Genomic DNA, 12,581 nt, shown 5'->3' on the forward strand with positions numbered 1-12,581 from the left:
GTCAGTTCGGCACGACGGTCATTTTGCCGAACCCGAGCCCCTCGACGCCCTCCTTCAGGGCTTCCGCGTCGCCGACCACCACGATGACCCACTCCCCCGTGACGACCTCTGTGTATGCCGTGGTGAGACGCGCGTTGTCGAGCTCGCGCATCGTCGAGAGGGTGCGCGTCTGGAAGTCCAGCGGGAGCCCCTCGATCGCCAGAGCCGAGGCCTCGTCGGCGACGGCATCGGCGGTCGCGTAGCGACCGGGCGCGGTCTGCACGACGAAGTCGATCCCCGCGCGAATCTCCTTCTCGGAGAACCCTTCTCGGGCCTTGCCCAGAATCTCGACGAGCAGCTTGAGTGCATCGACGGTCGCGTCTGCCCGCACTGATCCAGCCGTCACGAAGGACCCACCACGCGCCCGTGGACGGAACGCGCTGCGGATGCCGTAGGTGTATCCCTTGTCCTCGCGCAGGACGGCGTCGACCCGCGCGCTCGGTGACCCACCGACGATGAACGACAGCACGGGATAGGGAGCCCAGCCGGTGGTGACCGATCGGTCAGGTCCGGGCACGGCCACAGAGATCTCGCTCTGCACCGATCCTGGTCGATCGACCAGGACCAGGCGCGGACCTCCCCCGGCCGGTTCCGGCGCGACCACGGGCGACGCCACAACGTGGCCTGGGTTGCTCCAGCCGCCGAGCCCCGACTCCACCACTGCAGGCACGTCCACATCCGTGAGATCACCAGCGACGACGAGCGTCGCGCCACGCGGTCCGACGTGGGCCCGGTGGAACGCCACGACGTCGTCACGCGTCATCGCCCCGATCGACTCGGAGGTGCCCGCCGACGGACGTGAGGCTCGTTCCGTGGGAGACCAGAGTGTGGCCGTCAGTTCCCGGGCGCCCCGATGGGGAGCCGAGGCGCGCTCCTGCTCGATCTCGGCAAGGCGGCTGCGCAGGATGCGCCTGACCTCGTCCTCGGGGAAGGCCGGCTCGGTCAGGGCCTTGCGAAGCAGGCCGAGGGCGACGGGCAGAAACCGTTGCGGCACATCGACATCCACGCTCAGGGCGCCATCCGTGACGGACGCCCCGAGCGCCATCCCGGCTCGCTCCATGAGCTCGGCGAACTCTTCCGAGGAGTGCTCGGCCGTGCCCTCGTCGAGCAGTCGTGCGGTCATCGCCGCGACCCCCTCGCGATCCACCGGCTCGTCGGCCAGGGACAGGGGAACGACGAGACGGAGCGAGATGACGTATTGGCCGGGAACGGCATACGAAAGAACGCGTATGCCGTTGTCCGTCACCGACTCGTCGGGCATCGGGAAGGCCCACGGTCCGGGCGGCTGGACCTCGGGCCTGGCGACGGTCTCGGTGCTCATGCGACCTCCTCGGTCTCGACCTCGGCGCGGTAGGCCACGACTGCTCGACTCTCGGGACGCAACCACGTCGCGGCAGCGAGCCGCACCTGCTCCGGGGTCACGGCGCGAAGCCGGTCGAGGTGGGTGTTGACGAGTGACGGGTCACCATGGAGCAGCGCGTAGTGGGACATGGCGTCGGCACGTTCCTCCTGGCTCGCGAGCATCGACAGCCACGACCTCTCGGCCTGGGCCAGCGCGGCGTCCATCTCGGCCTCTGTCGGACCCTCCACCGCGAAGCGCTCGAGCTCCTCGAGCAGGACGCGCTCGACCTCGTCGGCATCGGCGTCGTTCGCGATGTCCGCGACGAGGAAACCGAGCGACACCCCGTCCACGAACCCCCACGACGTGGCATGGACTCCCAGGGCCGTCTGCTCCTGCCGCACGAGGCGTCGCACGAGCCGGGAGGAAGCCAACCCCCCTAGCGCGTCGAGCGCAAGACCGGCCGCTGCGAACTCCTCGGTCTCGTCCACGGGCAACCGGAACGCGACGTGGAGCCGGTCATTGGGAACGTCTTCTCGCCTCTCCACCCGCACCGGTTCGGTGAGGGGACCCAGTGCATCAACCGGACCGCGACGAGGTTCGAGTCGTGGTGCGATCGGGCCGAAATAGCGCTCCACCAGGGCGAATCCATCCTCGGGCGCGACATCGCCGCAGAGCGTGAGGACGGTGTTGTCGGGCGCGTAGTGGCGCTGGAAGAACGCGTGCACGTCCTCGACGCTCGCGGCGTCCAGGTCCTCCATCGACCCGATCGTCGAGTGGTGGTAGGGGTGCCCCTCGGGGAAGACGGCGGCATAGACGTCGATCAGCGCGTTGCCGTAGGGCTGGTTGTCGTATCGCTGCCGCTTCTCCTCCTTGACGACGTCGCGTTGGTTGTCGAGGTTCTCCTGGTTCACCGCATGGAGGAGGTGCCCGTGGCGGTCGGCCTCGAGCCAGAGCGCGAGCTCGAGGGCCCCCTTGGGGACCGTCTCGAAGTAGTTGGTGCGGTCGAACCACGTCGTCGCGTTGAGCCGGCCACCCTGCGCCATGAGCGCTTCGAAGTGTTCACCGCTCGCGACGTTGCGCGAGCCCTGGAACATCAGGTGCTCGAACAGGTGCGCAAACCCCGTCCGTCCGGCACTCTCGTGACGGGAGCCGACACCGACCCAGATGTTGACGGTGACGTTGGGGACGCTGGGGTCCGGGGAAACGACGACACGCAGCCCATTGGGCAGCGTGCGCTCATGGACCGGGTAGTCGAGCGGCATGCCGCCACCCTACGTCGCAGGTCCCGGTGGTCGAACGAAGCGCCGGTATGCCGGCCGCTCAGCTCGCGCGCCCGGCTTCGGCTTCCACGTCGGGCTCGTTCTCGCTCTCGTCAGCCGCAGCATGGTCCGAGTCGACCACGGGGAGCTTGGGGAGGTCCTCGGGCGGCATCTTGGCGATGATGTTGCGGGCGAGGATCTGCTGCGCGGTGACGGTGCGCTCCGAGCGCCCACGGCCGATGAAGCTCACCATCCAGTGCAGCAACGTCGTGATGCGCTGCTTGAAGCCGATGAGGTAGACGATGTGGATCGCGAGCCACAGCAGCCACGCAAAGAAGCCCGAGACGCGCAGTTTGCCCACGCTCGCCACGGCGCTGAAGCGCGAGATCGTCGCCATCGAGCCCTTGTCGAAGTACGAGAACGGCTCGGGATCCGGCTTCCCGTCCAGACGCGCCTTGAGGTGCTTGGCCGCATAGCGTGCGCCCTGAATCGCCACTTGGGCGACACCGGGGAGATTGTCCAGAGCGGCCATGTCACCCACGACGTAGACGTCGGGGCGACCGGGCAGCGTGAGGTCGGGGTTGACCTTGACCCGGCCGGCACGGTCGAGCTCGGCGTCGGACTGCTCGGCGAGGATGGCTCCGAGCTCGGAGCCCTGGACGCCAGCGGCCCACACCTTCGTGGCGGCCTCGATGCGCGACTGGGTCCCGTCGGCCTTCTCGATGTTGATGCCCGTCGAGTCGACCCCGACGACCTTGGTGCCGAGTTCGACCTCGACTCCCATCTTGGTCAGCCGGTTCTTCGCCGCGTCACCGAGTCGGTCCCCGAACGACGGGAGCACCTGCGGGGCTGCGTCGACGAGCACGATGCGGGCCTCCCGGGTGTCGATGGCCCGGAAGTCGCGCTTGAGGGTGCGATGGGCGAGCTCGGCGATCTGACCGGCCATCTCGACGCCGGTGGGTCCGGCACCCACGACGACGAACGTGAGGTAGCGGTCGCGCTCGGCAGGCGCCGTGGCGAGCTCGGCCCACTCGAAGGCACCGAAGATGCGTCCGCGCAGCTCCAGTGCGTCGTCGATGCTCTTCATGCCGGGGGCGTACTCGGCGAAGTGGTCGTTGCCGAAGTAGGACTGTCCCGCACCGGCCGCGACGAGCAGGGTGTCGAAGGGGGTCACCGTCTCGCGGCCGAGAACGTCGCTGGTCACGGTCTTGGCGTCGAGGTCGATCGCCGTGACCGTGCCGAGAATGACTCGGGCGTTCTTCTGCCCGGAGAGGATCTCGCGCGTGGCCGGCGAGATGCCGCCCTCGGAGAGGATTCCCGTCGCCACCTGGTAGAGCAGCGGCTGGAACAGGTGATGCGTGGTCTTGGCGATGAGCGTCACCTCGACGTCGTCGCGGCGCTTGAGCGCCTGCGTGCCGAAGAGTCCACCGAAACCGGATCCGATGACGACGACGCGGTGCGCAGCCATTCCTTGTGCCTCCTGGAACGTGCCGGGTGACCCTCACTCGGCAGAAATCAAAAAAACGACGGGCCGTCTAGGACGACTCGCCGTTGTCGGGGCTAGCAGGGTCAGGCGGTGTCACCGAACGACCTCTGCGCCAAGTCTACCGGAATCCGGGGAGGACCCTGACACTCCCGGGAAAAAGCAATCAGGCCCGGATCCGTGCGGATCCGGGCCTAATACTGCGTAGCGGGGGCAGGATTTGAACCTGCGACCTCCGGGTTATGAGCCCGGCGAGCTACCGAGCTGCTCCACCCCGCGTCGGGTGAGGACCTTGCGGCCTCTCGGTAGCCCCTACGTTACGTGACGGTGGCTGCGGAACCAAATCGGTTCAGCGACACGGGATCACGGCGACGAGGTGGGGCTTGGCGTGGCGGTCGGGCTCGCCGACCCGTTCGGTGAGGGTGCGGTTGGCGCGGCGAGTTGCGGGCCGAGTGCCGAGGCTCGCGCGATGGCATCCTGCAGGTCCTTCTGCGCTTCACCGTATGCCGCGAAGTCACCCTTCTTGAGCGCTGCCTGACCCGCCGCGTTCGCCGCTTCGATGTCCTCGATGATCGCGGCGAGCTGCGCGGTGGCCGATGCCGGTGGTGGCGTGGTGCCACCTGCTGGCGGCGGGGTCGTCCCCGGCTCCGTACCGCTGTCACCGGCGGTGGCGCCGGAGTTCCCGCCGAAGAGTCCGTCAAGGGCCTGGTCGAGGGTCTCGCCCCAAGCGATGCGCTTGCCGAAGACGGCGACCGTCGCCTTGTTCTGCGGGAAGGATCCACCCTCGCGAGAAGCCTGGACGTACATGGGCTGGACGTAGAGCAAACCCTCACCAACGGGGAGCGTGAGCAGGTTGCCGTAGGTCAACGTCTTCCCGGACTGCCGGTTCTGGGCAATGAACTGGCTGAGGTTGAGCGGCTCGGTGGGACTCTGTGAACGCGCGGTCGAGACCTCGATCTGGTTCTGAACCTGACCTGGACCGTCGACTGCCGAGTTGCGGGGCAGCTCGAGCAGCCGCATCGCACCATAGGACTCGGCCGGCTTCCCTGCGGTGGAGCCGGCATCGGCGTCGACAGCGAGGAATCCACGAAGGATCTCTCGTCCTGTTCCCGACGGAATGAAGGTCGTCGTGAGCGAGAACGCGGGCGAGTCCTGGTCGGGCATCGCGAGCGACTGGTAGTAGACCGGTTGGTCCTGCGTCGCATGCGTCGGGTCCTTGGGCACCCGCCAGAAGTCGCCGCCGCCGTAGAACGAGTTGGCGTCGGTCACGTGGTAGCTCGACAGGAGCTGTCGCTGCACCTTGAACAGGTCCTGCGGATAGCGCACATGCGACATGAGGCTTGCCGACATCTCGGACATCGGGGCGACCGCCCCCGGGAAGGCCTTGCTCCAGGCCTGGAGAAGCGGATCGCTCGTGTCCCAGCCGTAGAGCTTCACCGAGCCGTCGTAGGCGTCGACCGTCGCCTTGACCGAGTTGCGGATGTAGTTGACCTGACCAGCTCCCGCCACGACGACGGTCGAGCGCTCCGACACGGAGTCAGAGGTGGCCTCGGAGAGGTCGGTCAACTTGCTGTTGGGGTAGCGGGCCGTCGTGGTGTAGCCGTCGACGATCCACTTCACCTTGCCGTCGACCACCGCGGGATAGGCGTTGCCGTCGATGGTGAGCCACGGAGCGACGCGCTCGACGCGCTCGCGCGGCGTGCGGTGGTCCAGAAGTCGCGACTCGGAGTTGACCGCATCGGACAGGAGGAACTTCGGCTCGCGGTACTTCACGGCATACGCCAGTTTGCGGAAGAAGGAGCCGATCGCGACCCCGCCGTTCCCGTTGTAGGTGTTGTTGGCCTGGCCACCCTCGCCCCGGTCGTCGGGGAAGTCGAACTCGCGAGGCGTCGCATTCTCCGGGGCGCCGACGATGGAGTAGGCGGGTGACTGTTCGCCAAAGTAGATGCGAGGTTCGTACTCGACTCCCATCGGCCCCTTGCTGGAGAAGCCGCTGGAAAAGAACTGCGGGTCACCCTCGCTGGTGCGCCGGTTCCCGTAGGCCCCGATGAAGCCGAAGCCATGGGTGTAGACCGTGTGGTCGTTGAGCCAGTTCCGCTGTCCTGCGGGCAATCCCTCGATGTTGAGTTCGCGCACGGCGACCACCGAGTCACTCGCCTTGCCGTCGATCGTGTAGCGGTCGACGTCGAGAATGTCCGGGAACGCGTAGTACTGGCGCAGGCCCTCGAACTGGCGGAAGGTCGGCGAGACGATGTTGGGGTCGACGAGCCGGATGCCGGGGATCGTCTCCGCGTCGGCCCGGAGCTGGCCGGGTGCGGCGTCGGTGGTCGCGGCGTACGGCGTCTTCTTGATGCCCTCGATCGCGAACGCCTTGCGCGTCGCCTCGATGTTCCACTGGATGTATTTGGCCTCGAGCGACTTCTCCGACGGGCGCACCTGAAGGGCCTGCACGGCCGCGGGGTAGAGCCCGCCCGCGACGATGGACAGGACCGTGAGGAGCCCGACGCCAATGAGCGGCAGACGCCAACTCCTGGTCCAGATGGAAGCGACGAAGAACCCGGCACACATGATCGTGGCGACAGCGAGAATCGCCTTGATGGGCAGCACCGCGTTGGCATCGGTATAGGTGATGCCGGTGATGAGCCTCGACTCACTGGTCGTCAACGTGTAGCGGTCGAGCCAGTAGGCCGCTGCCCGCGCGAGGGCCAGCAGCGAGGCGATCGTCGCGATCTGGATGAAGGCGGCGCGCGTGGTCACCCCCCGGCCCGGCAGTTGCAGCCCGCCGTAGACGTAGTGCGTGAAGGCCGCGGCGATGAGGGACAGCAGGAGCACCACGGTGAAGAAGCTGACCAGGAAGCGCAGCCACGGCAGGGTGAAGACGAAGAAGCCGACGTCGAGGCCGAACTGCGGGTCCTTGGTGCCGAAGGGAACGGCGTTGCGCCACAGGAGGAAGGTCTTCCACGCGCCCATCGCCGCGGCGCCCGCGAGCAGTCCGAGGACCGACGGAATGACGACGGTGGCCAATCTGCGCAGGGGGTCGAGGACCTGCCTGTACTGGTCGAGAACCTGTGCCGACGGCGTGGCCGGGATGCGCAACGGGCGCGTTCGGTATGCCGCCAGGAGACTCGCCGCGACCGCGCCAGCGGTGAAGACGAAGGCTGCGACGAAGAGGAAGACCCGCGTGGTCAGCTGGGTGGTGAACACATCGCGGAACCCCACGGAGTCGAACCACCAGAGATCCGTGATGATGCCGGCAGCCATGAGCACGAGGACGAGCAGCCCGGCGAGGATCGCGATCGTCGTGCCGAGCGGCCCGCGCTTGGGCGGCGTGCCACCCGCCGGGGGCCGCGGAGGACGGGCGGGACCGCCCGAGTCACGTCCGGCAGGCGTGCCTGACTGCTTGTCTGCGTCGTCGGGGTCGATCCCGTCGAACCACTCTGACCGGCTCACTGTTCTCTGACTCCAGGTCCGTGACCTCCCCGGGCTCGCCCGGGCTGGAGGGCCAACCTATCTCGCGCACCTGAGCGTGCGGCACGATGGGCTGGTGACCACCGCCTCGCAGCCCGTGACGGATCCTCTGTCCCTCGCCGCCCTCGACACCGAACGGCATGTCGCCTCGGCAGGGTGGGACCAGCCCCCGCGCCTCTTCGCCCTCGTGTCGACCGCTGACCTCGTCGCACGCGAGCCACAATTGGCCGCCGGCCTCACGGTCTCGGACCAGATCGACGGAGCCCTCACGGCGATCGAGCAGGAGGACCTGCCCACCACGGACTCCATCGAGTCCCTCCTGGGGCAGATCGCCTGGCCGGACACGGTGCTCGGGTGCGCCATCGTCGTCGAACGACTCGTCGTCCCCCCGGACGCCGAGCGCGGCCTCCCGCGCGATCGCGGGGCCGCGATGGCCGCGCTGGCGGAGCACCCGGAACGTCGCGATGTCCGCCTCCTGGCAGCCGCGACCCGAGACGGACGCAGTATCTGCCTGCTGCGTCAACGCGATCACGATCGCGACGACCGCGTGGCCACGGGCAGCGACATCGCTCCGGGCCTGGTGGCCGCCCTGCGTTCCACCCTCACCGACTGACTGGGCGCTCAGCTGCACCCGGGCAGGGTGTCGGCCTTGCCTGCCGCGATGGCCTTCACAGCTCCCAAGGCGTCGTCGAACGACCCGATGCGCACGACCGTCAGCCCATCGGGCACGTGACCCTTGACTTCGGCGCAGTTGTCGGTGGGGGCGAGGAAGTAGTCCGCTCCCCCGTCCTTGGCGCCGTGGAGCTTCTGTCGAATACCGCCGATGGGACCGACCGACTCATCCGGCTCCATCGTCCCGGTGCCCGCGATGCGCTTCCCACCCGTGAGGTCTCCCGGGGTGAGCATGTCGTAGACCGCCAGGGTGAACATCGACCCGGCCGACGGGCCCCCGACACCGCCCGCGGTGATCGTGACGTCGACCGGGAGGTCGTAGTCACGCCCGAGCAGGATGCCGACGATCGTGGTTCCCTCGTGGTCCCGGGTGGGGACCGACAACGTCTGCTCAACACCCTTGCGCTTCACGACGATGGGGACGGGTGTCCCCGCCTCCTGCGCGCGGATGGCCGACTGGACGGCAGCCGCGTCGGCGACCGGCGAGCCCGCGACGGACACGAACTCGTCCCCGGGTTCCAGCACGCCCTTGGCCGGCGACCCCTCCGGCACCTGCGACACGAGAACGCGCTCCGGCACCACGTGCCCCGTCTCCCGGAGCGCGATCGCCGCGGCCACCTCCTGGCTGTCCACCATCTCTGCGGCGTTCTCCTGCTGGATCTCCTCGCGCGTGGTCTCCTCCGGGTAGATCTCCTCGCGGGGGAACACTTCCTCGGCATCGCTCACACCGGCGACGAGGAGGTCGAAGGCGTTGACGCGGACACCGGGACCACCGACGACGCGCACGGTCGTGAAGTCCAGCGTGCCCTTGGCGGGGTACGCCGTCGCGCCCTTGACCTCGATGATGGGCTTCCCGTCGAGTTCGCCGAGGGTGTTGGTGATGGGGCCCGGCTGGAGGACCACATAGGGCAGCGGGATGAACGAAATGGCGGCCGACAGGACGATGGTCAGGAACAGGAAGGTGAGCAGGCCGCTGCTCCGGCGACTCACGGCATACGGATTCCGTGGGGAACCCTCGCCGCCGAGCAGGTGCGGTGGCGCAGGGTCGTGCGGACCACCCACGGAAGGGGCCGGGTTGGTGGAGATCACGGCATCCCCACCCATTCGGTGTCGCCGTGACCCAGATGCTGATGCTTCCAGATGGGGACCTCGGACTTGAGAGTGTCGATGAGGTCTCGGCAGGCTGCGAACGCGCCGTCTCGATGGGGTGCGGCGGCAGCGACGACGACCGCGACGTCGCCGATCGCGAGGTGGCCACTGCGGTGGACCGCCGCCAGGCGCACAGGGCCGGATCGACCGGCCACGAGTTCGGCGATCTCGATGAGGCGGGCCTCGGCCGTGGGGTGGGCCGAATAGTCCAGTGACGCGACTTCCTGACCCCGGTCGTGGTCGCGCACGACTCCGAGGAAGACCGTGATCCCGCCACAGGCAGGATCACGCACGGCGCTGATGACCTCGTCGACGGACAGTGGTTCGTCGCGGATCTGGGCCAGCGCCACGGTCCCGGGCGGCTCGGGCGAGCGGTTCACATCGGGCTGCACTCGCTCCTCCTCGGAACTATCCCCGGGCCATCCGTGGTTGGGTATTGATGAGAACACATCCTCTCACCGCAGCCTGAGGAGCCCCGCAGTGACCAACTCTCCCGACCGCCCCGACGAGCCCGAGGACTCGGGCATCCCGCCGGAGTTGGAGCAGGTCCTCCGAGGGCTCACGGGCGGCCGAGACCTCGACCCCCAGATGGTCGAGATGCTGCGTGGCATGGGCTTGGACCAGGTCGACCCCCAGATGCTCCAGATGGTGGCCGGGCAGGTGCAGTCCATGTTCGCGAGCGCGGACGAGTCCGGCTCCGTCGACCTCGGCGTGGCCACGGACATCGCACGCAAGACCGTCGCCGTCCAGGGGGATCCGACAGTTGCCTCGGCTGTCGACGACGAGGCGCGGCAGGCGGTCTCCGTGGCCAATCTCTGGCTCGACGCCGTCACCGACCTCGACCACACCGGTCTCGTGGGTCGCGCCTGGAGCCGGTCCGAATGGGTCGAGGCGACCATGCCCGTGTGGCGGGAGCTGGTCGACCCGATCGCCATCGGCGTCGGCGACGCCATGGGCAACGCACTCACGAAGCAACTTGGGGCCTTGGGCGAGGGCGGCCTGCCCGAGGGGCTGGTCCCACCCGGGACGAACCCCGCCGCGATGATGGGGCAGATGGCGCCCATGCTGCGTCGCATGCAGGGCTCGATGTTCTCCGTGCAACTGGGCCAGGCCGTCGGCACACTGGCCGGCGAGATCCTCACGGCTGGAGAGGTGTCCCTGCCACTGGTCCCCGCGCCGAACGTCGTGCTCATGCCCGAGGCCATCGATGCCTTCGCGCAGGGGCTCGAGATCGACGCACCGCAGGCCCGGCTGCACCTGGCCGTGCGTGAAAGCGCCCGCACCCGACTCTTCCATGCTGTCCCGTGGGTCGCCCCGCAGCTGCTCGCCGCCGTACGCGACTACGCCGCTGACACGACGATCGACACCGACGCCATCGAGGAAGGTCTGCGCTCCATCGACCCGACCGACGCCGAGGCGATGCAGCAGGCCCTCGCCGGACGCCTCTTCGCTCCTCAGCAGTCGTCGGCGCAGAAGGCCGCACTGGCACGCCTGGAGACTCTGCTCGCGCTCGTCGAGGGTTGGGTCGATGTCGTCACGGCAGCCGCCGTGAAGCCACACCTCCCTCAAGCCGACGCACTCGGCGAAGCCATCCGCCGGCGCCGCGCCAGCGGCGGGCCGGCCGAGAAGACCTTCGCCGGGCTGGTCGGACTCGAACTGCGACCCCGTCGCCTGCGGGACGCCGCGAACCTCTTCGCTGCCCTCGAGGCGTCCGGTGGCGCAGAAGCCCGCGATGCCGCATGGTCGCACCCGGACGTCGCACCTGACGCGGCCGACCTCGACGATCCGCTCGGCTACGTGGAGCGGGTTCGGAGTGACGCCAAGGGCGATGATTGGGATGCCGGACTCGACGCGCTGTTGCGCGGGGAGACCGGCGGCGATCGACCCACCGACTCGTGAGCGAGAGGCTCGGCGACGCCTCGGCCACCCGACGGTTCGCGCACCTGCACGCGGACGCCTCCTCGATGCTGGGCCGGTGGCACGCACCGACCGGCGAACAGGACCGGTTGCGGACGGCATACTTGGCGCATCTGGAACGGCACGCGGACGGAGTCGCCAAGGCGGGGCCGCCGGAGCACCTCACCGCGAGCTGCCTTGTCCTGTCGAGCGACCACCGGCACGTGCTCCTCACCCACCACAGGCGGGCGCAGGAATGGTTCCAGTTCGGCGGTCATCTCGAGCAGGAGGACGAGAGCCTGCACGGGGCCGCCACTCGAGAGGCTCGTGAGGAGTCCGGGATCCCATCGATCACCCCGGAGCCAGTCATCGTGCAACTCCACCAGCACGAACTGGGCCATGGATTCGGCCGCTGCCGGGCACACCTGGATGTGCGCTTCGCCGCCCTCGTGGATCGCACGGTCGCTCCGTCCGTGAGTGCGGAGTCACTCGACGTCGCATGGTGGCCGGTGGACGATCTCCCCGCGGGGACTCGCGACGAACTCACCGAGCTGGTCCGCGCAACCAGAATCGCCCTGGGGATCTGACGCCCGGTCAGGCGGTGGCGTCGGCCACGGACGCGTCGTCATCGCCCTCGTCGGCGTCGTCGGCAATGTCGAGACCCCTGGCCAGGGCCACGCCGTCAAGGAATCCGCGCGCACGCTCCAACTTGGGGTAGGAGCGCAGAAGGGTCCAGAAGTCCCGGTTGTGCCCCGCGACGAGCAGGTGGGCGAGTTCGTGAAGGATCACGTAGTCGACGACGTAGCTCGGCATCCCCTGCAGCCGGTCCGAGATGCGGATCGACCCGTCCGCCGGTGTGCAGCTGCCCCAGCGCGAGCGCTGGTTGGAGACCCACCGAATGCTCCGCGGGCGTGCGTGCCCCCCGAGGTAGCGCTCGGAGAGGTCGGCGGCCCGCCGCAGGAGATCGTCGTCGCTGGGCCTCCGGCGACTTTCGCCGGCCTTGAGCTTCGTGAGCATGCGCTCGACCCACTTCCGCTCTTCGGCGCGGGACATCGAAGCCGGGATGAGCACGACGACGCGACCGCCTTCGCGGCGGGCACTCACGGTGCGGCGACGTCTCGTGCTGCGCCGGACCTCGACGTCCTCAGTGCTCACCCCTCCACGGTAGGCCAGCGCACCGACACTGACGCGTGGGCACGCGGACGGGGGTCCGACCCGCCGGATGAGACGGATGGGGCTGAGGTGACGCAAGTGACGAATGAGGCATGCGTCA

The 12,581-nt window shown here is 68.7% G+C and carries 10 protein-coding genes and 1 tRNA gene; 3 read left to right on the forward strand and 8 right to left on the reverse strand.

Features of this window, described 5'->3' with window-relative positions; all coding sequences use genetic code 11:
• Nucleotide 1 precedes the first annotated feature (1 nt).
• From N802_RS02585 to N802_RS02605, 5 genes are all read right to left on the reverse strand, one after another.
• The gene (locus N802_RS02585; protein ID WP_035911569.1) at nt 2-1,360 is read right to left on the reverse strand and encodes a M16 family metallopeptidase; all 1,359 of its coding nucleotides are present in this window, start codon (nt 1,358-1,360) and stop codon (nt 2-4) included.
• Complete coding sequence (locus N802_RS02590; RefSeq protein ID WP_035911572.1) at nt 1,357-2,643, reverse strand: M16 family metallopeptidase; 1,287 nt, start codon at nt 2,641-2,643, stop codon at nt 1,357-1,359. The genes N802_RS02585 and N802_RS02590 overlap by 4 nt, the downstream gene beginning before the upstream one ends.
• 58 nt (nt 2,644-2,701) lie before the next feature.
• Nucleotides 2,702-4,108: an NAD(P)/FAD-dependent oxidoreductase gene (locus N802_RS02595; RefSeq protein WP_035911575.1), complete on the reverse strand. Its 1,407-nt coding sequence runs from the start codon at nt 4,106-4,108 to the stop codon at nt 2,702-2,704.
• 220 nt (nt 4,109-4,328) lie between these two features.
• Nucleotides 4,329-4,402, reverse strand: a tRNA-Met gene (locus tag N802_RS02600).
• 84 nt (nt 4,403-4,486) lie between these two features.
• Nucleotides 4,487-7,573, reverse strand: coding sequence for a UPF0182 family membrane protein (locus N802_RS02605; protein WP_035911578.1), 3,087 nt, complete (start codon nt 7,571-7,573; stop codon nt 4,487-4,489).
• Between the two features lie 94 nt (nt 7,574-7,667).
• On the opposite strand from N802_RS02605, the gene N802_RS02610 reads away from it, so the two are divergent.
• A complete protein-coding gene (locus N802_RS02610; RefSeq protein WP_035911583.1) occupies nt 7,668-8,204 on the forward strand; it encodes a PPA1309 family protein in 537 nt (178 codons plus the stop codon).
• A gap of 8 nt (nt 8,205-8,212) precedes the next feature.
• Here the strand turns inward: N802_RS02610 and N802_RS02615 are convergent, their stop codons facing one another.
• Nucleotides 8,213-9,352, reverse strand: a complete 1,140-nt coding sequence (locus N802_RS02615) for a YlbL family protein (protein WP_245613797.1) — start codon at nt 9,350-9,352, stop codon at nt 8,213-8,215.
• Complete coding sequence (locus N802_RS02620) at nt 9,349-9,804, reverse strand: molybdenum cofactor biosynthesis protein MoaE (protein ID WP_084071798.1); 456 nt, start codon at nt 9,802-9,804, stop codon at nt 9,349-9,351. The genes N802_RS02615 and N802_RS02620 overlap by 4 nt, the downstream gene beginning before the upstream one ends.
• Nucleotides 9,805-9,892: 88 nt before the next feature.
• Between N802_RS02620 and N802_RS02625 the strand changes: the two genes are divergently transcribed.
• Nucleotides 9,893-11,311 (forward strand): zinc-dependent metalloprotease, encoded by a 1,419-nt coding sequence (locus tag N802_RS02625; RefSeq protein WP_035911590.1) that lies wholly within the window; start codon nt 9,893-9,895, stop codon nt 11,309-11,311.
• On the forward strand, nt 11,308-11,895 hold the full coding sequence (locus tag N802_RS02630; protein WP_052109324.1) for an NUDIX hydrolase: 588 nt from the start codon (nt 11,308-11,310) through the stop codon (nt 11,893-11,895). Before N802_RS02625 ends, N802_RS02630 begins: the two co-directional genes overlap by 4 nt.
• Before the next feature lie 7 nt (nt 11,896-11,902).
• Here N802_RS02630 and N802_RS02635 read toward each other — a convergent pair whose 3' ends face one another.
• Nucleotides 11,903-12,463: a M48 metallopeptidase family protein gene (locus tag N802_RS02635; protein ID WP_035911593.1), complete on the reverse strand. Its 561-nt coding sequence runs from the start codon at nt 12,461-12,463 to the stop codon at nt 11,903-11,905.
• Nucleotides 12,464-12,581 lie beyond the last annotated feature (118 nt).

The organism is Knoellia sinensis KCTC 19936, from assembly GCF_000768705.1.
GTDB classification, from domain to species: Bacteria; Actinomycetota; Actinomycetes; order Actinomycetales; family Dermatophilaceae; genus Knoellia; species Knoellia sinensis.